This is a genomic window from Cellulomonas sp. Marseille-Q8402 (assembly GCF_965119525.1).
The window spans coordinates 1581399-1599983 of sequence record NZ_CBCPLX010000001.1 but is presented as its reverse complement, the minus strand read 5'-3'; the positions used below and the strand labels follow the sequence as shown (position 1 = coordinate 1599983).

General features: G+C 76.2%; 19 protein-coding genes. 15 read left to right on the top strand and 4 right to left on the bottom strand.

Features of this window, described 5'->3' with window-relative positions; translation table 11 throughout:
• Positions 1 to 11: 11 nt before the first annotated feature.
• A complete protein-coding gene (locus ACWPWW_RS07280; protein ID WP_454049667.1) occupies positions 12 to 947 on the top strand; it encodes a tRNA pseudouridine synthase A in 936 nt (311 codons plus the stop codon).
• 147 nt (positions 948 to 1094) lie between these two features.
• On the opposite strand, the gene ACWPWW_RS07275 is transcribed toward ACWPWW_RS07280, so the two are convergent.
• On the bottom strand, positions 1095 to 1505 hold the full coding sequence (locus ACWPWW_RS07275) for a DUF5709 domain-containing protein (protein WP_454049666.1): 411 nt from the start codon (positions 1503 to 1505) through the stop codon (positions 1095 to 1097).
• A 95-nt stretch (positions 1506 to 1600) separates the two neighbouring features.
• Between ACWPWW_RS07275 and ACWPWW_RS07270 the strand changes: the two genes are divergently transcribed.
• The 7 genes from ACWPWW_RS07270 to ACWPWW_RS07240 all read left to right on the top strand — a co-directional run bounded on the left by ACWPWW_RS07270 (position 1601) and on the right by ACWPWW_RS07240 (position 8662).
• Positions 1601 to 3295 carry an ABC-F family ATP-binding cassette domain-containing protein gene (locus ACWPWW_RS07270; RefSeq protein ID WP_454049665.1) on the top strand — a complete coding sequence of 565 codons (1695 nt, stop codon included), beginning with the start codon at positions 1601 to 1603 and terminating at the stop codon, positions 3293 to 3295.
• Positions 3296 to 3516: 221 nt separating this feature from the next.
• Positions 3517 to 3963: a 50S ribosomal protein L13 gene (rplM, locus tag ACWPWW_RS07265; protein WP_454050415.1), complete on the top strand. Its 447-nt coding sequence runs from the start codon at positions 3517 to 3519 to the stop codon at positions 3961 to 3963.
• Positions 3964 to 4003: 40 nt separating this feature from the next.
• The gene (rpsI, locus tag ACWPWW_RS07260) at positions 4004 to 4492 is read left to right on the top strand and encodes a 30S ribosomal protein S9 (RefSeq protein WP_454049664.1); all 489 of its coding nucleotides are present in this window, start codon (positions 4004 to 4006) and stop codon (positions 4490 to 4492) included.
• A gap of 163 nt (positions 4493 to 4655) precedes the next feature.
• A complete protein-coding gene (glmM, locus tag ACWPWW_RS07255) occupies positions 4656 to 6005 on the top strand; it encodes a phosphoglucosamine mutase (protein WP_454049663.1) in 1350 nt (449 codons plus the stop codon).
• A gap of 4 nt (positions 6006 to 6009) precedes the next feature.
• A complete protein-coding gene (locus tag ACWPWW_RS07250) occupies positions 6010 to 6708 on the top strand; it encodes a peptide deformylase (protein WP_454049662.1) in 699 nt (232 codons plus the stop codon).
• 267 nt (positions 6709 to 6975) lie between these two features.
• Positions 6976 to 7818, top strand: coding sequence for a DedA family protein (locus ACWPWW_RS07245; protein WP_454049661.1), 843 nt, complete (start codon positions 6976 to 6978; stop codon positions 7816 to 7818).
• Positions 7819 to 7960: 142 nt separating this feature from the next.
• Positions 7961 to 8662 (top strand): hypothetical protein, encoded by a 702-nt coding sequence (locus ACWPWW_RS07240; RefSeq protein ID WP_454049660.1) that lies wholly within the window; start codon positions 7961 to 7963, stop codon positions 8660 to 8662.
• A gap of 58 nt (positions 8663 to 8720) precedes the next feature.
• Here the strand turns inward: ACWPWW_RS07240 and coaA are convergent, their stop codons facing one another.
• Positions 8721 to 9683, bottom strand: coding sequence for a type I pantothenate kinase (gene coaA / locus ACWPWW_RS07235; RefSeq protein ID WP_454049659.1), 963 nt, complete (start codon positions 9681 to 9683; stop codon positions 8721 to 8723).
• A gap of 96 nt (positions 9684 to 9779) precedes the next feature.
• Here coaA and glmS point away from each other — a divergent pair, with 96 nt between their 5' ends.
• From glmS to ACWPWW_RS07220, 3 genes are read left to right on the top strand one after another with little or no spacing between them, the layout of a single operon-like run.
• Positions 9780 to 11636: a glutamine--fructose-6-phosphate transaminase (isomerizing) gene (glmS, locus tag ACWPWW_RS07230; protein ID WP_454049658.1), complete on the top strand. Its 1857-nt coding sequence runs from the start codon at positions 9780 to 9782 to the stop codon at positions 11634 to 11636.
• On the top strand, positions 11636 to 11956 hold the full coding sequence (locus tag ACWPWW_RS07225) for a pyrophosphatase (RefSeq protein ID WP_454049657.1): 321 nt from the start codon (positions 11636 to 11638) through the stop codon (positions 11954 to 11956). Before glmS ends, ACWPWW_RS07225 begins: the two co-directional genes overlap by 1 nt.
• Entirely contained in the window at positions 11953 to 12306 is a 354-nt protein-coding gene (locus ACWPWW_RS07220; RefSeq protein WP_454049656.1) for a holo-ACP synthase, read from the top strand. The genes ACWPWW_RS07225 and ACWPWW_RS07220 overlap by 4 nt, the downstream gene beginning before the upstream one ends.
• 105 nt (positions 12307 to 12411) lie before the next feature.
• On the opposite strand, the gene ACWPWW_RS07215 is transcribed toward ACWPWW_RS07220, so the two are convergent.
• Positions 12412 to 13332 (bottom strand): hypothetical protein, encoded by a 921-nt coding sequence (locus ACWPWW_RS07215; RefSeq protein ID WP_454049655.1) that lies wholly within the window; start codon positions 13330 to 13332, stop codon positions 12412 to 12414.
• Between the two features lie 173 nt (positions 13333 to 13505).
• A complete protein-coding gene (locus tag ACWPWW_RS07210) occupies positions 13506 to 14492 on the bottom strand; it encodes an LLM class F420-dependent oxidoreductase (protein ID WP_454049654.1) in 987 nt (328 codons plus the stop codon).
• 73 nt (positions 14493 to 14565) lie between these two features.
• Here ACWPWW_RS07210 and ACWPWW_RS07205 point away from each other — a divergent pair, with 73 nt between their 5' ends.
• The 4 genes from ACWPWW_RS07205 to tsaE are packed head-to-tail and all read left to right on the top strand — an operon-like array spanning position 14566 to position 18551.
• Complete coding sequence (locus ACWPWW_RS07205; protein WP_454049653.1) at positions 14566 to 16137, top strand: bifunctional ADP-dependent NAD(P)H-hydrate dehydratase/NAD(P)H-hydrate epimerase; 1572 nt, start codon at positions 14566 to 14568, stop codon at positions 16135 to 16137.
• Positions 16130 to 16771, top strand: coding sequence for a nucleoside/nucleotide kinase family protein (locus ACWPWW_RS07200; protein WP_454049652.1), 642 nt, complete (start codon positions 16130 to 16132; stop codon positions 16769 to 16771). Before ACWPWW_RS07205 ends, ACWPWW_RS07200 begins: the two co-directional genes overlap by 8 nt.
• Positions 16772 to 16812: 41 nt before the next feature.
• A complete protein-coding gene (alr, locus tag ACWPWW_RS07195; RefSeq protein WP_454049651.1) occupies positions 16813 to 18012 on the top strand; it encodes an alanine racemase in 1200 nt (399 codons plus the stop codon).
• Positions 18009 to 18551: a tRNA (adenosine(37)-N6)-threonylcarbamoyltransferase complex ATPase subunit type 1 TsaE gene (tsaE, locus tag ACWPWW_RS07190; RefSeq protein WP_454049650.1), complete on the top strand. Its 543-nt coding sequence runs from the start codon at positions 18009 to 18011 to the stop codon at positions 18549 to 18551. The genes alr and tsaE overlap by 4 nt, the downstream gene beginning before the upstream one ends.
• Positions 18552 to 18585: the final 34 nt, after the last annotated feature.

Below are 18585 nucleotides of genomic sequence, written 5' to 3'. Positions count from 1 at the left end.
ACGCTCGGTGGGTGCGCCACCAGCCAGCCGACGCCCCCGAGCCCCGCCCGACCGTGCGCGTCCGCGTCGACCTCGCGTACGACGGCACCGACTTCGCGGGCTGGGCGCGCCAGCCGGGCCTGCGCACGGTGCAGGGCGTCGTCGAGGACGGCCTCGCGCTGGTGCTGCGCACCACGTACCGCGGGGAGCCGCCGCTGCGGGTCACGGTCGCGGGCCGGACGGACGCGGGCGTGCACGCGCGCGGGCAGGTGCTGCACCTGGACGTCCCCGCCGACCTGTGGGCCGCGGTCCCCGGCCGGTCGGACCGCACGCCCGAGGAGTCGCTGCTGACCCGGCTGGGCGGCGTGCTGCCCGCGGACGTCGTCGCGACCCGGGTCGCCGTCGCCCCGGAGGGGTTCGACGCCCGGTTCTCCGCCGTGGCGCGCCGCTACGTGTACCGGGTCTGCGACGACCCCGCGCTGCGGGACCCGCTGCGCCGGCACCACGTGCTCTGGACGCGCCGGCCGCTCGACGTGGCGGCGATGCACGAGGGCGCGGCCCGCGTGCTCGGCCGGCACGACTTCGCCGCGTACTGCAAGCCCCGGCCCGGGGCGACCACCATCCGCACGCTCGACGAGCTGACGTGGGAGCGGCCGGCCGACGGCCCCGACGCCGGGCTCGTCGTCGCGACGGTCCGGGCGGACGCGTTCTGCCACAGCATGGTGCGCGCCCTGGTCGGCGCGAGCCTCGCGGTGGGGGAGGGGCGCCGGGGTGTCGACTGGCCCGCCGAGCTGCTCGTGGGCGGCCGCCGGGACCCGGGCGGCGCCGTGGTCGCCGCGCACGGGCTCACCTTGGAGGAGGTCGTCTACCCGCCGGACGAGGAGCTCGCCGCGCGCCAGCTGCGGACGCGCGCGACGCGGTCGGCCGACGACGTCGAGACGCACCCGCTGCGCGCCGAGCGCGGCTGACCGGGCCTTCCGGGAGCGGCGCGACCGGGAGCGGCGCGACCGCGAACGGCGCGACCGGGACGGCGGCCCGGCACGCGGACGGCGGGCGCCGGTGCCCCCGCACCCGTGCCCGCCGTCCGCCCTCGCACCGCCGCGCGGGCCCGTCCGTCAGGGCTCGTCGACGATGTGCACGGCGGCCTCCTCGGCACCCGCGGCGCCGCCGTCGATCCCCGCGTCCACGGCGAACTGGTCGTTGCCGCCGGCCTCGACGGCGTCGTCGTCCTCGGTCAGGCGCCCGGCGCGGTCGGGCTCGCGGCCGGCGTCCGGCGCGGGGTCGGCGTCCCACACGTCGGGCTCCTCCTGGGCGACGCGCTGGTCGAGGGTCTCGCCGCGCGACTCCTCCCAGGCGGTCTCGCCCCAGTGGCTGACCGCGGGGCGCGGGCGCTCGGGCAGCGTGAAGCCCTCGTCCAGGGGGTCGACGCCCCGGTCGGACATGGTGTCCTCGCCGGGGAGCTGGTTGTCGTCGCCCTCGGTGCCGGTGGCCGGGTCGGTGCTGGTGGCAGGGGTGTCCTCGCTCATGCGTCGAGCCTGGCACCGCGCCCCGCCCGCTGCCACCGCAGGCGCCGCCGGGCAAAGGATTGGGCACCGGGCCCCGGTCCTGGGACGATCGGCGCATGGGTCATCTCGAGGTGCACGACGTCCGCTACGTGCTCCCCGACGGCCGGCCGCTGCTCGGCGGCGTGGACCTGCGGGTCGGCGAGGGGCAGCGCACCGCCCTGGTCGGGCCGAACGGCGCCGGCAAGTCCACCCTGCTGCGGATCGTCGCGGGCGACGAGCAGCCGCACGACGGCGCCGTGGTGCGCACCGGCGGGCTGGGCGTGATGCGGCAGGACGTCGGGCGGATCGACGACGACCGCTCCGTCCGCGACCTGCTCGCCTCGCTCGCGACCGGCGCGGTCGGGGCGGCGGCCGCCGAGCTCACGGCCGCCGAGCTGCGGATGATGGAGGTCGACGACGAGCCGTCCCAGATGCGGTACGCCCAGGCGCTCGCGGACTGGGCGGACGTCGGCGGCTACGAGGTCGAGGCCGACTGGGACCGCGTGACCGACGCGGTGCTGTCGGTCGAGTTCGACCGCGCGCAGCACCGGGCGGTGCGGACGCTGTCCGGCGGCGAGCAGAAGCGGCTGGTGCTGGAGGCGCTGCTGCGCGGGCCGCAGGAGGTGCTGCTGCTGGACGAGCCGGACAACGCCCTGGACGTGCCGACCAAGCGGTGGCTGGAGGAGCGGCTGCTGGCCAGCCCCAAGACGGTGCTGCTGGTCAGCCACGACCGCGAGCTGCTGTCGCGGGTGCCGACGCACGTCGCGACGCTGGAGCCGGCGCGCGCGGGGGCGACGGTGTGGGTGCACGGCGGCACCTTCACGACGTACACCGAGGCCCGCGAGGCGCGGCGCGACCGGCTGGCCGAGCTGGCCCGCCGGTGGGACGAGGAGCACGCGAAGCTGATCACCCTGGTCCAGACCCTGAAGACCAAGGCGGCGTTCAACGACGGGCTCGCGTCCCGGTACTCCGCGGCGCAGACGCGCCTGCGCAAGTTCGAGGAGGCCGGCCCGCCCGAGGAGGTGTCCCGCGACCAGCAGGTACGGGTCCGGCTGCGCGGGGGCCGCACCGCCAAGCGCGCCGTGGTCGCGGAGGGCCTGGAGCTGACCGGGCTGATGCGGCCGTTCGACCTCGAGGTGTGGTTCGGCGAGCGTGTCGCGGTGCTCGGGTCGAACGGGTCCGGCAAGTCGCACTTCCTGCGGCTGCTCGCGGCGGGCGGCACCGATCCCCAGCCCGAGCAGGCCCCGGCCGACGGCGACCTGCCGGTGGCCCCGGTGCGGCACACCGGCGTGGCGCGCCTGGGCTCCCGCGTGGTGCCCGGGTTCTTCGCGCAGAACCGGCAGCACGCCCAGGACGCCGCGTTCGCCGGCCGCACGCTGCTGGACATCCTGCACCGCGGCGAGGGCCGCCGGCCCGGCATGGGCCGCGAGCCCGCGAGCAAGGCGCTGGACCGGTACGAGCTGGTCGCGTCCGCCGAGCAGCGGTACGAGACCCTGTCCGGCGGCCAGCAGGCGCGGTTCCACATCCTGCTGCTCGAGCTGGGCGGCGCGACGCTGCTGCTGCTGGACGAGCCCACCGACAACCTGGACCTGCACTCGGCGGAGGCGCTCGAGGCGGGGCTGGCGGCGTTCGAGGGCACGGTGCTGGCCGTGACGCACGACCGGTGGTTCGCCCGCGGGTTCGACCGGTTCCTCGTGTTCGGCGAGGACGGCGCGGTGGCGGAGACGCCGGAGCCCGTGTGGGACGCCGGCCGGGTGGCGCGGGCGCGCTGAGCGGGGCCGCGTGACCGACGTCGCACGGCCGGTGGGCCAGCGGCTTTGACCGGGCCCGGAGCGGCGGCTACCCTGGTGAGTCGTTGTGCGTCGAGCTGTGTCGACCGGTGCGTTCCCATTCACCGGTCCACGCCACGACGCACGGACGGTACTCATCGGCTGACCCCGGCTTCTACGGGATTGCCGTGGACACAGTCAGAGACAACGAGAAGGCAACGACCGTGCGCACGTACACCCCGAAGCCCGGCGACGTCCAGCGGACCTGGTACGTCATCGACGCGACCGACGTCGTCCTGGGCCGCCTGGCCACTCACGTGGCGACCCTGCTGCGCGGCAAGCACAAGGCGACCTTCGCTCCGCACGTCGACGGCGGTGACTTCGTCATCGTCATCAACGCGGACAAGATCGCCCTGACCGGCAACAAGCGGGAGACCAAGCTCGCCTACACCCACTCGGGCTACCCGGGTGGTCTGCGGGCGACCGCGTACTCCGACCTGATCGAGAAGCACCCTGAGCGTGTGATCGAGAAGGCCGTGCGCGGCATGCTCCCGAAGACCTCCCTGGCCCGCCAGCAGCTCTCCAAGCTGAAGGTCTACGCCGGTGCGGAGCACCCGCACGCCGCCCAGCAGCCGAAGCCCTTCGAGATCACCCAGGTCGCGCAGGGCTGAGGCCCGCGAGGACACCGAGACAGGACGCGAGGACACATCAGTGGCCGAGACCACGGTCGACATCGACCTTGAGGGCGGCGAGACGCCCAGCAGCTACACCTCCGAGACCAGCGCTCCCGCTGGCCGCGGCCAGAGCCTGACCGCACCCGGCCAGGCCCTGGGCCGCCGCAAGGAGGCGATCGCCCGCGTGCGCCTGGTGCCCGGCACCGGCCAGTGGAAGATCAACGGCCGCACCCTCGAGGACTACTTCCCGAACAAGGTGCACCAGCAGATCGTCAACTCCCCGCTGAAGCTGGTCGACGTCGAGGGTCGCTTCGACGTCGTCGCCCGCATCAACGGCGGCGGCGTGACCGGCCAGGCCGGCGCGCTGCGCCTGGGCATCGCCCGCGCGCTGAACGCGATCGACGAGGAGCACAACCGTGCGACCCTCAAGAAGGCCGGCTTCCTGACCCGCGACCCGCGCGTCGTGGAGCGGAAGAAGGCCGGTCTCAAGAAGGCCCGCAAGGCGCCGCAGTACTCCAAGCGCTGACCTGCAGGTCTGCGCACACGGCCGACGGCCCCGGGGGTCCGCCCCCGGGGCCGTCGGCCGTTCTGCTGCCCGGGCGGACCCGGGCGGTCGTGAGGCACGCGCCGCCGACGACGGTGGCACGATGTGGGGGCCGCGCCTGCGGCCGACGACGAGGAGGTCCTCGATGGGACGACTGTTCGGCACCGACGGCGTACGGGGCGTGGCCAACCGGGACGTGACGGCGGAGCTCGCGCTCGACCTGTCCGTCGCCGCGGCGCACGTGCTCGGCCAGCGCGGCGAGTTCGTCGGCCACCGGCCCCGCGCGGTCGTCGGCCGCGACCCCCGGGCCTCCGGCGAGTTCCTGTCCGCCGCCGTCGCGGCGGGCCTCGCGAGCGCGGGCGTCGACGTGCTGAACGTCGGCGTGCTGCCGACGCCGGCCGTCGCCCACCTCACGGGTGCGCTGGACGTCGACCTGGGCGTCGTGCTGTCCGCGTCGCACAACCCCATGCCGGACAACGGCATCAAGTTCCTCGCCCGGGGCGGCCACAAGCTCGACGACGAGCTCGAGGACGCCATCGAGCAGCGCCTGCGCGAGCCCTGGGAGCGCCCGGTCGGCGCCGCCGTCGGCCGCATCCGCACCGACACGGGCGGCGCCGGCGAGCAGTACGTCCAGCACCTCGTCTCGACCCTCGCGCACGACCTGACCGGCCTGCGCGTCGCGGTCGACTGCGCCAACGGCGCGGCCAGCAGCGTGGGCCCCGAGGCGCTCCGCGCGGCCGGCGCGGACGTCGTCGTCATCAACGCGTCGCCGGACGGCCGCAACATCAACGAGGCGTGCGGCTCCACCCACCCCGAGCAGCTCCAGGCGGCGGTCGTCGCCTCCGGCGCGGACCTCGGCGTGGCCTTCGACGGCGACGCCGACCGCTGCCTCGCGGTCGACCACACCGGCGCGCTGGTCGACGGCGACCAGATCATGGGCGTCCTCGCGCTGGACCTGCGCGAGCGCGGGATCCTCGCGCACGACACCCTCGTCGTGACCGTGATGAGCAACCTCGGCCTGCGCCTCGCGATGCAGGCCGCGGGCGTCCGGACCGTCGAGACCGGCGTCGGCGACCGCTACGTCCTCGAGGCGATGCGCGCGCACGGCTACAACCTCGGCGGCGAGCAGTCGGGCCACGTCATCCTCGCCGACCACGCCACCACCGGTGACGGCACCCTCACCGCGCTGCAGCTCGCGTCGCGCGTCGCGGCCACCGGCCAGAAGCTGAGCGAGCTCGCGGGCGTCGTGCGCCGGCTGCCGCAGACCCTGGTCAACGTGCCGGGCGTGGACAAGGGCCGTGCCGGGACCGACGAGCACGTGTCCGCCGCCGTGGGCGCCGCGCAGGCCGCGCTCGGGTCCACCGGCCGGGTGCTGCTGCGCTCCTCGGGCACCGAGCCCCTGGTCCGCGTCATGGTCGAGGCCGCGACGCAGGACGACGCCGACCGCGTGGCGGCGCAGCTCGCCGACGTCGTGCGCGACCGCCTGGCGCTCTGAGCCGGTGACCAGCGCCGCCCCGCAGGTGCCCGAGGCCCGCGTCCCCGCCGCCGTCCTGCGGGAGCACGTGCTCCGGCTGCTGGACGCCGGCGCGCAGGACCCGGCCGGCGTCGTGCCGATCGTGCAGGCCGGGCACCCCGTGCTGCGGACGCGCGCCGTGCCGTTCGACGGGCAGGTCGCCGACGACGAGCTCGCCGCGCTGATCGCCCTGATGCGCCGCACCATGCACGCCGCTCCGGGCGTCGGGCTCGCCGCGCCGCAGATCGGGCTGCCGCTGGCCCTCGCGGTCCTCGCCGACCCCGGCGCGGGGGAGACGGAGACCGGGCGGGTGCGCGAGCGTCCCGCCCTGCCGTTCCGGGTCCTGGTCAACCCGCGGTACGAGGCGGTGCCGGGCGAGGAGCCCGAGCAGGTCGCGTTCTACGAGGGCTGCCTCAGCGTCGTCGGCTACCAGGCGGTCGTGCCCCGGCTGCGGCGCCTCCGGCTGACCGGGTCCGACGAGTCCGGCACCCCGCTGGACGAGGTCGTGCAGGGCTGGCCGGCGCGCATCGTGCAGCACGAGACCGACCACCTGGGCGGCACGCTGTACCTGGACCGCGCGCACCCGCGCTCGCTGTCGGCGACCGACGAGATCGGCGCGCACTGGGCGAGCGAGCCCCGGCCGGCCGAGGCCGCGGCCGCGCTCGGCTTCCCGCTCGAGGGCTGAGCCCACCGCTCCGCCACGGCGCGCGCACCACCCCTGCCCAGGGTTCACCGACCCGTCACCGAAACCCCGTGACCGGTGTCGGTGCTGCGTGGTGCACTGGAGCCCGGGTCCGCCGGAGGGGGGACCCGCGGCAGGCCGATGTCGGTCCGAGGGCCGATGCCGCGGCCCGGCGGCGGCCGTGAGGATGGGGGGAGGACCAGGGGCGGCTCGGGGGACTCCCCGATGTCCTGGCGCGAGGCGCCGCCCTAGCGTGGACGTCGTCCGCGGGTGAACCGCACCACGACCCAGGAGCTGATGAACGTGCTGCAGGACTGGATCAGCGCCGTCGAGGACTGGGTCCCGATGCTGGCCGAGTCGCTCTGGGTCTACCCGGCGCTGACGCTGTTCGCCCTGGTCGACGGGTTCTTCCCGCCCGTGCCCAGCGAGTCCGTGGTGATCGCGCTCGCTTCGCTGTCCGTCGCGCAGGGCTCGCCGAACATCTTCCTGGTCGCGCTCGCCGGCGCGGTGGGCGCGTTCGCCGGCGACCAGATCGCCTACCTCATCGGCTCGCGGGTCGACGTGCACCGGCTGCGGCTGTTCCGCGGCCCGCGGGGCGCCCGGACGCTCGCCTGGGCCGAGCACGCGCTCGCGAACCGCGGCTCGTCGTTCATCCTCGCCGCCCGGTACATCCCCATCGGGCGCGTCGCGGTCAACATGACCGCCGGAGCCCTCGGCTACCCGCGCCGCCGGTTCGTGGGCCTCACCGGGCTGGCCGCCGTGACGTGGGCGGCCTACGGGACGCTGGTCGGCGCGGGCGCGGGCATCTGGCTGGCGGACCACCCCGTGATCGCGGTCGTCGCAGGCGTGGTGGTCGGCACGCTCGTGGGGATCGGCATCGACTGGGTCCTGCGCCGCTGGACCGGTCTGTTCCGGACCCCCGCGGTCGTGGTCACCCCGCCCGCGCACCCGGTCGAGCCCGCTGAGCCCGGTGCCGCGGTGCCGACGACGACGCCGGCCCACGGGGTGGCAGCCGTCGCGGCGGCCGGCACGCCGGGCGTCACCCCGCCCCGCGCACCCGTCCCGGCTCAGGGTCGGGTCACGTCCCGGCAACGATCCGGGCCCGCCCGCTAACGATCCGGTCTCACCGCCGGATCCGGGCCGGAGCCGTGCCTACGCTCGGTGCGGGCCACGACGAAGTCGCCCCCGACGGCGGAGGCCGGGCACACGCCCGTGCTTCCGTCCACGGGCAGCGAGGGCGACGGAGGGTGGCGACATGGTGGCACCGCACCCCGGCGCGCCCGCGACCCGCACCCCCCGCATCCCCCGTGCGACCCGCGCGGTGCCCCCGCGCCCCGCACCGGCCGGCCGGCGCGTGCTCGCCGGCGTCGCCGCGCTGGCGGCGCTGCCCGGCCTGCTCGCCGCCTGCTCGGGCGGCGACGACGGCGTCGCCGACGCGCAGGCCCGTGCCGGCGCGGCCCGCACGGCCGTCCGGTCCGGGGCCGACTGCCTCGCGCCCCAGGTGCTCGGCGCGCTCGGGTTCACCCCCGGGACGTCCGCGAGCGGCACCCCGCACCCCGACGCGCCCGACGCGGGGGAGGTGCCCGACGGGTTCAGCCCCGTGTCCGCGGTGCTCTGCACGACGGGCGAGACGCTCACCGACGCCTCGGGGCGCTGGGCCGCGGTCACGGCGACCCGCCTCGAGGGCGACGTCGCGCCGCTCGTCGACGCCCTGACGACCTCGGTCGTCCCGGCGGCGGAGACGACGGCCGCCGCGTGCGGGACGGGCGTGCCGCGTTCCGACCTCTGGCTGGTCGACGCGCTGGGGGCGGCGGTCCGGGCCGCGCTGCCGGGCGGCGGCTGCGGCGTGCTCCCGGCGGAGGTGGCGGAGGGCCTCGACGCGCTGGACGCGGTGGACGTCGAGCACTACCCGGTCGAGCTCGTCGACGCGCGGAGCACGGCGGCGCCCACGCCCTGACGGCCGGGGCGCCGTGGGCACCCCGGGTGCTCGCGGCACCCAGGGCGCTCCGGTCCGGCTACAGCTTGCGCAGGCGCGCGCGGCGCACCGAGTGGTCGCTGCCCTTGGTCAGCACGAGCGTCGCGCGGCTGCGGGTCGGCAGGACGTTGCGGACCAGGTTCGGCGCGTTGATGGCGTCCCAGATGCTCTCCGCGCGGGCCACGGCCTCCTCGTCGCTGAGCGCGGCGTACCGGTGGAAGTACGACTCCGGCCGGGCGAACGCCGTCGACCGCAGCGACAGGAACCGGTCGACGTACCACTGCCGCACGTCCTGGGTGCGGGCGTCGACGTAGATCGAGAAGTCGAAGAAGTCGCTGACGGCCAGGTTGGACGTGCCCGACGTGCCCGCGGCCGAGGGCGCGGGCTGGAGCACGTTCAGGCCCTCGACGATCAGCACGTCCGGGCGGCGCACCACGACCTCGGCGCCGGGCACGATGTCGTAGGTGACGTGGTCGTACACCGGTGCGCGGACCTCGGCGTGCCCGGCCTTGACCCGGGACACGAACTGCAGCAGCGCCCGGCGGTCGTACGACTCGGGGAAGCCCTTGCGGTCCATCAGGCCACGCCGCTCGAGCTCGGCGTTCGGGTGCAGGAACCCGTCCGTCGTCATCAGCGCGACGTTCGGCGTGGCCGGCCAGCGGGCCATCAGCTCGCGCAGCAGCCGGGCCGTGGTCGACTTCCCGACGGCCACCGAGCCGGCCACCCCGATCACGAACGGCGTCCGCGGGGTGTCCTCGCGCAGGAACGTCGACGACGCGGCGTGCAGCCGCCGGGTCGCGGTCACGTACAGGTCGAGCAGACGCGACAGCGGGCGGTAGATCGCGTCCACCTCGGCCAGGTCGATCGGGTCGCCCAGGCCGCGGAGCCGGGTCACGTCCTCGTCGGTGAGGGGCAGCGGGGTCGACTCCGAGAGCCGGACCCAGGCATCGCGGTCGAGCTCCACGTAGGGCGAGGGCTGCACGGGGGCGTCAGTGGCGCGCACCCGACGATCATGCCTGATCCGGCCGCCCGCGCCCGCCGGCCGGTGCCCGAGCGGTGACCGGCGGATGCGCGGCCCGCCGCGGCTAGACTCGCGCCCATGTGTGGAATCGTCGGGTATGTCGGTGACCATCAGCCGGACGAGCGTCCGCTGGGGGTCGTGCTGGAGGGCCTGCGCCGCCTGGAGTACCGCGGCTACGACTCGGCCGGCGTCGCCCTGGTGACCGGGGCCGGCGGCCTCGCGACCGCCAAGAAGGCCGGCAAGCTCGCCAACCTGGTCGGCCTGCTCGACGCGGAGCCGCTGCCGGGCGCCACCGCGGGCATCGGGCACACCCGGTGGGCCACGCACGGCGGCCCCACCGACGTGAACGCGCACCCGCACGTCGCCGGCGACATCGCCGTGATCCACAACGGCATCGTCGAGAACTTCGCGGTCCTCAAGGAGGAGCTGCTCGCCGACGGCGCCGTCCTGCTCTCCGAGACCGACACCGAGGTCGTCGCCCACCTGCTGCAGCGCGCCTACGCCGAGGTCAAGGACCTGGCCGAGGCGATGCGGGTCGTCGTGCGCCGCCTGCACGGCACGTTCACCCTGCTCGCCGTGCACGCCGACCACCCGGACACCGTGGTCGGCGCGCGGCACGACTCCCCGCTCGTCGTCGGCCTGGGCGAGGGCGCCAACTACCTCGGGTCCGACGTCGCGGCGTTCATCGCCGAGACCAAGCGGGCCCTCGAGCTCGCGCAGGACCAGGTCGTCGTCATCACGCCGCGCTCCGTCGAGGTCACCGACTTCGACGGCAACCCGGCGCAGGGCCGCGAGTTCACGATCGACTGGGACGCCGCCGCCGCCGAGAAGGGCGGCTTCCGCTCCTTCATGGACAAGGAGATCGCCGACCAGCCGCAGGCCGTGCAGGACACCCTGCTCGGGCGCACGGACACGCACGGCCGGCTGGTCCTCGACGACCTGAAGATCGACGAGTCCGTGCTCCGCTCGGTCGACAAGATCATCGTGATCGCCTGCGGCACCGCGGCCTACGCCGGGCACGTCGCCAAGTACGCCGTCGAGCACTGGTGCCGGATCCCCGTCGAGGTCGAGCTCGCCCACGAGTTCCGGTACCGCGACCCGATCCTCACCGAGCGCACCCTGGTCGTCGCCATCTCGCAGTCCGGCGAGACGATGGACACGCTGATGGCCATCCGGCACGCCCGTGAGCAGGGGGCCAAGGTGCTGGCCATCTGCAACACCCACGGCTCGACCATCCCGCGCGAGTCCGACGCCGTGCTCTACACGCACGCGGGGCCCGAGGTCGCCGTCGCCTCCACCAAGGCGTTCCTCGCGCAGATCACCGCCGCCTACCTGCTCGGGCTCTACCTGGCCCAGCTGCGCGGCAACAAGTTCGCGGACGAGATCGCCGAGATCTACGAGGACCTGCGGGCCATGCCGGCCAAGATCCAGGAGGTGCTCGACCGCTCGGGCCGCGTCCGGGAGATCGCCCGCTGGATGGCCGACACGTCCTCCGTGCTGTTCCTCGGCCGGCACGTCGGGTTCCCGGTGGCGATGGAGGGCGCGCTCAAGCTCAAGGAGCTGGCCTACATCCACGCCGAGGGCTTCGCCGCGGGCGAGCTCAAGCACGGCCCGATCGCGCTGATCGAGCCCGGGCAGCCGGTGTTCGTCATCGTGCCCAGCCCGCGCGGCCGCGACTCGCTGCACTCGAAGGTCGTCTCCAACATCCAGGAGATCCGGGCCCGCGGCGCCCGCACCCTGGTGATCGCGGAGGACGGCGACGAGGCGGTGCGCGCGTACGCGGACGAGGTGTTCTACGTCCCGCAGAGCCCGACGCTGCTCGCCCCGCTGCTGACCGTGGTGCCGCTGCAGATCTTCGCCGGCGAGCTCGCGACCGCGCGCGGTCTCGACGTCGACCAGCCGCGCAACCTGGCCAAGTCCGTCACGGTCGAGTAGTGGAGCTGCGCGCCGCGCAGGCGGACGTCGAGGCGATCTCGCGGGCGTACGCCCGCCTGCACGGCATCGAGCGCACGGACGACTGGCTGGTGCTCAAGCTCGGCGAGGAGGTGGGCGAGCTGACGCAGGCGTACCTGGCCGCGTCGGGCCGCTCGCGCCGCGCCGTCGCCGACGGGCAGGAGGCGCTGCACGCCGAGATGGCCGACGTGCTCGCGCACCTGCTGCTGCTCGCGGAGCGGTTCGACGTCGACCTCGGCGCGGCCCTCGACCGGAAGTGGGGCCAGTGGCGCCACCTGGTCGTCGAGCAGGACCGCGCGTGATCGTCGGCGTGGGGATCGACGTCGTCGACGTCGCGCGCTTCATGGCCACCGTCGAGCGCGTGCCCGCGCTGCGTCACCGGCTGTTCACGCCGCAGGAGCGGGACCTGGCGCCGAACTCGCTGGCGGCGCGGTTCGCGGCGAAGGAGGCGATCGCCAAGGCCCTCGGCGCGCCCGGCGGCATGTCCTGGCAGGACGCCACCGTGCACCGCGTCCCCGGCCGGCCGCCGCAGGTCGAGGTGATCGGCACCGTCGCGGCCCGCGCGGCCGAGCTCGGCGTGGTCCGGTTCCACCTCTCCCTGAGCCACGACGCCGGCATCGCCTCGGCGATGGTCGTCGCCGAGTCCGACTGACCCGCCCGCGCCGCCCGCCCGCCGCCCGCGCGCGCCGCGCCGCGCACGCCGAGGGTGCAGAACCCACCGGACGAATCGGCCCGGACCGCCCCGGTTCCTGCACCCTCACCGCGTCGGGAGCGCGACGGCCGCGCGGATCCACGTGACCGCGCGGGCCGGGGCGCGCACGTCGTCGGCGGTGCAGGTGATCAGGCGCCAGCCGAGGTGCTCGAGCGCCTGGCGCCGCGCGACGTCCCGGCGCCAGGTCGTCGCGTCGGTGCGGTGCACGTCGCCGTCGTACTCGATCCCGACCCGCTGCTCGGGGTAGCTGAGGTCGGGCAGCGCCACGAACCGTCCGGCGCCGTCGAGCACCGGGCGGTTCACCTCCGGGCACGGCAACCCGGAGTCGACGAGCGCCAGCCGCAGCCGCGTCTCCTGGCACGAGTCCGTCCCGGCCCGGAGCCGCGGCAGCGCCGACCGGAGCCGCTGCAGACCCCGGGACCCCGGCGCGAGCCGGGCGACCGCGCGCTCCAGCTCGCGGACATCGGTCCGCGCCGAGCGCCGCCGGAGCATCGCGTCGCCGAGCACGACGACCTCGAGGTCGTCGAGCTCGCCCGCCAGCTGGGTCCAGAGCCGGGCGGCGGGGAGCACGGGGAGGCCGTCTCGGAAGACGACTGCCGGCCGGCCCGCGGCGGTGCGGCTGTGGCTCGTGACCCCGCGACGCCGGGGGCGCTGCGTGGTGCGGGCGACCTCGACGTGCACGTCGTCCGGGCGGCGCAGACCCCGGGGCCTGTCGACGCCCAGCAGGTCGAGCCCGGTCGCGTGGCCGAAGACGGCGTCCGGGGGCAGCACGGGAACGAGCTCCCGGCACCGCGCCGCGACGTCGGCGGCCCGCGGAGCCGGCCCGGTGGTGCGGACGCCGCGGGTCGGCCGGCGCAGCCCCGGGCCGTCGAGCTGCCGCTCGGACAGCCCGGCCCGTCGGCCCTCGGCGAGCGTGAACGGCCGCCCGACGAGCGCGTCCGGGAGCGCTCGGGTGCCGTCGGTCACCCCCGCACCCTCCCGCACGCGGGCCCCTCACGGGCACTCGCACCCCGCACCCTGTGGACAGCGCGCCCGAGGGTGCAGGAACCAGGGCGGGACGGGCGATCTGTCCGGTGGTTCCTGCACCCTCGGCAGGGGCGGCCCGGCGGCGCGGGGCGGGCCGGGCGGGGTGGACGGGGTCAGCGGAGGGCGGGGACGACCTCGCGCTCGAAGAGCTCGATGCCGCTGCGGTCGTAGGCCGCCTCCGCGAAGTACGTGATCGCGTAGGTCATGCCCAGGCCGCGCAGCTCGGTCAGCTTCTCGACGATCTGCTCGGGCGTGCCGACCAGCGGGCCGTTGCGGAACTCCTCGGCGGTGCTCGGCGCCTTCTCGGGGACCGTCAGCGCGTAGTGCTCCTCGATCCAGGCGATGCGGTCGTCGACCTCGGCCTCGGTCGCGCCGATCACCACGTTGTAGTTGGCCGAGCGCGTGATCTCGTCGAACTCCCGGCCGATGTCGGCGCAGTGCTGCTGCAGGACCTGCGACTTGTGCGCGAAGCCCTCGGGCGTGCCGTCGAAGTTGGTGTACTGCGCGTGCTCCGCGGCGATCCGCAGCGTCTTGCGCTCGCCGCCGCCGGCGATCCAGAGCGGCGGGCCGTCGGTCTGCAGGGGCAGCGGCGCGAGCTGGGCACCGTCCACCTGGTAGTGCCGGCCGTCCAGGGTCGCGACGCCGTTGGTCCACAGCTGCTTCATGATCTGGACGCCCTCGTCGAGCATCGCGATCCGCTCGCCGGCGCGGGGGAACCCGTAGCCGTAGGCCTTCCACTCGTGCTCGTACCAGCCGGCCCCGATGCCCATCTGCACGCGGCCGCCGGAGATGACGTCCGCGGTGGTGGCGACCTTGGCCAGGTAGGCCGGGTTCCGGTACGCCATGCAGGTGCACATCTGGCCCAGCAGGACGCGCGAGGTGGTCGCGGCGTACGCGTTCATGAGGCTCCAGGCCTCGTGCGTGGCCTCGCCGTTGGGCGCGGGCACGGCGTGGAAGTGGTCGTAGACCCAGATGGAGTCGAAGGAGTCGCCGGTGTCGGCGTGCTGGGCGAGGCCGTTCATGACCGACCAGTGGTCGCGGGCGTCGATGCCCGTGAGGTCCTGCCGCCAGCCCTGGGGGATGAAGAGTCCGAAGCGCATGGGCTCGAACCTATCCCCGGCCGGGCGCCCCGCCAGCCGAGCGACATGCCCCGCGCTCGGCCAGGATGGGGACATGATCCTGGGGTACACGGCAGCCGAGGTCAGGACCGCGGAGGAGCCGCTGCTCGCGCGCGGGGTCCCCCTGATGCAGCACGCGGCGTTCGCGCTCGCGACGCGCGTCGCGGGGGAGCTCGCCGAGCGGCGGGGGACCGTGCGGGGGGCGACCGTCGTCGCGCTCGTGGGGCCGGGCAGCAACGGCGGCGACGCGCTGCACGCCGGTGCGGTCCTGGCCCGGCGCGGCGTCCGGGTGGTCGCGGTGTGCACCACGGGCAGCCCGCACGCGGAGGGTCTGGCCGCGCTGCGCCGGGCGGGCGGCCGCGCGGTGCGGGCGCTCGGCCCGGACGACGACGCGCGCCCGGACGACGACGCGCTGCCACCTGTCTGGCTCGGCGACGCGGTGGCCGAGGCGTACGCGGCCGACGTGGTCCTGGACGGCTTGCTGGGCATCGGCGGGCGCGGCGCGGTCCGCGGCACGGCGGGCCTCCTCGTGGGGCTGCTGGCCGACCTGCTCGGCGCCGAGGACCCGGCCGCGGCGACCGGTACCGGGGGACCGCTGGTCGTCGCGGTGGACCTGCCCAGCGGTATCGGCGTCGACGACGGCGCGCTGCCCGACGGCCCGGTGCTGCCCGCCGGGCTGACGGTGACCTTCGGCGCGGCGAAGCCGGGGCTGCTGCTGCCGCCCGCGACGCGCACGGCGGGGCGGGTCGAGGTCGTCGACCTGGGTCTGCCGCTGCCCGAGCGGCCGGCGGTGGCGCGACTGCAGGCGGCGGACGTCGCCGCGCTGTGGCCGGTGCCGGGGCCCGCGGACCACAAGTACAGCCGCGGTGTGCTCGGCGTGGTGGCCGGGACGCCTGCGTACCCGGGCGCGGCGGTGCTGACGGTGTCGGCCGCGGTGCTGGCCGGCGTGGGGATGGTCCGGTACGTCGGGCCGTCGTCGGTGGCGTCGTCCGTGCTGGCCGCGCGGCCCGAGGTGGTGTCCGGCGCGGGCCGGGTGCAGGCGTGGCTGCTCGGTCCCGGTGTCGACCCCGCCCACGCGAAGCAGGCGCGGCGCGTCACCCGGGCGCTGCACGCGGCGCTCGCGGACGGGCTGCCGGCGGTGCTGGACGCCGGGGCGCTCGCGCTGGCCCCGCGCGAGCTGGCGCCGTGGTGCGTGCTGACCCCGCACGCCGGAGAGCTCGCCACCCTGCTCGGCCGGTTCGGCGAGGACGTCGACCGCGCTGCCGTGGAGGCCGAGCCGACGCGCTGGGCGCGCCGCGCGCACGAGGTCACCGGCGCGACGGTGCTGCTCAAGGGGAGCACGACCGTCGTGGCCGGCGCGGGCGGCGCGGTGTACGCGCAGGCGGACGCCCCGGGCTGGCTCGCCACCGCCGGGTCCGGCGACGTGCTGGCGGGGCTGCTCGGTGCGCTGCTCGCCGGCCGGGCCACGGACGTGCTGGACGACCCGCCGCTCGCCGCCGCGCTGGCCGCCGCCGCGGCGCTGGTGCACGGCCGCGCCGCCGGGGTGGCGGTGCCCGACGGGCCCGTGGCGGCGCTCGAGGTCGCCCGCGCTCTGCCGGCCACGGTCGCCGGGCTGCTGCGTGGCTGACGCGCCGCTCCGGGAGGACCTGCGCCGGCAGGTCGCGGAGCTGCTGAGCCCGGGTCGGGGCGAGCCAGGCCGGCGGGTCCTCGGGATCGCGGGCCCGCCCGGTGCGGGCAAGTCGACGCTGTCGGCGCAGATCGTCGCGGCGTTCCCGGGGCGCTGCGTGGTGGTCCCGATGGACGGGTTCCACCTGGCCCAGACGGAGCTCGACCGGCTGGGTCGCGCCGACCGCAAGGGTGCGCCCGACACCTTCGACGCGGCCGGCTACGTCGCGCTGCTGCGCCGGCTGCGCGCCCCGGAGCCGGGGGAGACCGTGTACGCGCCGGAGTACCGCCGCGACCTGCACAACGGCGTCGCCGGGGCGATCCCGGTCCCGGCGGACGTGCCGCTCGTGATCACGGAGGGCAACTACCTGCTGCTCGAGGAGCACGGCTTCGCGCCCGTCCGCGAGCTCCTGGACCTCTGCTGGTACGTCGACCTGCCGCGCGACGCGCGCCTGGAGCGCCTGGTCGCCCGGCACGTCCGGTTCGGCAAGGCCCCGGACGCGGCGCACGCCTGGTCGCACGGACCCGACGAGCGCAACGCCGAGCTGGTCGCGCGCACCCGCGGCCGGGCCGACACGGTCGTGGCCGCGGACTGACGCGTGCGGGTCCCGGCCCGGGCCGGTGGGAGACTGGAGGCGTGAGCAGGTTCCCCGCACGCGCGGTCGTCGACCTCGGGGCCGTGCGTGCCAACGCGCGGACCCTCGGCGACCTCGCGCCGTCGTCCCAGGTGATGGCCGTCGTCAAGGCGGACGCGTACGGGCACGGGCTGCTGCCCGTCGCCCGGGCCGCCGTCGAGGGCGGGGCCACCTGGCTGGGCGTCGCGCAGGTGACCGAGGCCCTGGCGCTGCGCGCGGGCGGCGTCACCGCACGTGTGCTCACCTGGCTGTACGCGCCCGGCGCGCCGCTGGCGGAGGCGGTCGCCGCCGACGTCGACCTGTCCGTCGCCGCGCCCTGGGCGCTGCGCGAGGTCGCGGACGCCGCGCGGGCGACGGGCCGGACGGCCCGCGTGCACCTCAAGGTCGACACCGGCCTGGGCCGCAACGGGTTGCCGCCGGAGGAGCTGCCCGCGGTGCTGGACGAGGCGCTGCGGCTGGAGGCGGAGGGTGTCCTCGCCGTCGTCGGCATCTGGTCCCACCTGGCGTTCGCCGACGAGCCGGGCCACCCGACGCTGCACCGGCAGGCCGACGTGCTGCGCGCCGCCGCGGCCGCCGCCGAGGCGCGTGGCGCCCGGTTCGAGGTCCGGCACATCGCCGCGTCCGCCTCCACGCTGACCGACCCCGAGCTGCACCTCGACCTGGTCCGCCCCGGGCTCGCGCTGTACGGCCTCACCCCGGTGCCGCAGCTCGGCGGCCCGGAGCGGTTCGGCCTGGTGCCGGCGATGACCGTCGAGGCCGAGCTCGCGAACGTCAAGCGGCTGCCCGCCGGGCACGGCGTGTCCTACGCCCACCACTACGTGACGCCCGCCGACACGACGGTCGGCGTGGTGCCGCTCGGCTACGCGGACGGGGTGCCCCGGCACGCGTCCGGGCTCGACGGGGCACCGGGCGCGCCGCTCGGCGTGGGCGGACGCCGCCTCGCGATCGCCGGGCGGGTCTGCATGGACCAGGTCGTGGTCGACCTCGGCCCGGGTGCGACGGAGGTCGCCGGCGACCGCGTGGTGCTGTTCGGGACCGGCGCGGACGGCGGCCCGACGGCGCAGGACTGGGCGGACGCGGCGGGCACCATCAGCTACGAGATCGTGACGCGGCTCGGTGCCCGGGTGCCGCGCGTGTACGTGGACGGCGGCCGCGCGCTGCCGGTGGAGGACGCGGTGCGCGTCGAGCAGGAGGTGTCGTGAGCGAGCAGGTGGACCTGGACGGAGCGGTCGCGGAGGTGACCGTCGAGCTGGCGGACGCGGACGCCACCCGGGAGTACGGCGCGGCGCTGGCGGGCCTGCTGCGGGCCGGCGACCTCGTCGTGCTGACCGGCGACCTCGGCGCGGGGAAGACCACGCTGACCCAGGGCATCGGCACGGGCCTCGGGGTCCGCGGCGCGGTCGCCTCCCCGACGTTCGTCATCGCCCGGGTGCACCCGCCGCTGGCCCGCGCGGACGGGTCCGGCGTGGCGCTGGTCCACGTGGACGCCTACCGGCTGGGCTCGCTCGACGAGGTGGACGCCCTCGACCTGGACGCCTCGCTGGACGAGTCCGTGACCGTCGTCGAGTGGGGCGAGGGGCTCGTCGAGTCGCTGGCCGACGACCGCCTCGAGGTCGCGCTGCGCCGCCCGCGCGGTGCCCGCTCCGCCGAGGACGACCCCGAGGACGCCGCGGCCGGCGTCCGGACGGTGACCGTCCGCGCCCGCGGCGACCGCTGGCGCGGCGTGCCGCTGCCCGCCTGACCACCAGCCCCTCATCCCGACCGACTGAAGGATC

What these genes read in the sequence shown, in the direction of transcription:
- ACWPWW_RS07275 (WP_454049666.1), bottom strand. Translation starts at nt 1,505, where the DNA reads ATGAGCGAGGACACCCCTGCCACCAGCACCGACCCGGCCACCGGCACC.
- ACWPWW_RS07270 (WP_454049665.1), top strand. Translation starts at nt 1,601, where the DNA reads ATGGGTCATCTCGAGGTGCACGACGTCCGCTACGTGCTCCCCGACGGC.
- glmM (WP_454049663.1), top strand. Translation starts at nt 4,656, where the DNA reads ATGGGACGACTGTTCGGCACCGACGGCGTACGGGGCGTGGCCAACCGG.
- ACWPWW_RS07240 (WP_454049660.1), top strand. Translation starts at nt 7,961, where the DNA reads ATGGTGGCACCGCACCCCGGCGCGCCCGCGACCCGCACCCCCCGCATC.
- glmS (WP_454049658.1), top strand. Translation starts at nt 9,780, where the DNA reads ATGTGTGGAATCGTCGGGTATGTCGGTGACCATCAGCCGGACGAGCGT.
- ACWPWW_RS07210 (WP_454049654.1), bottom strand. Translation starts at nt 14,492, where the DNA reads ATGCGCTTCGGACTCTTCATCCCCCAGGGCTGGCGGCAGGACCTCACG.
- ACWPWW_RS07205 (WP_454049653.1), top strand. Translation starts at nt 14,566, where the DNA reads ATGATCCTGGGGTACACGGCAGCCGAGGTCAGGACCGCGGAGGAGCCG.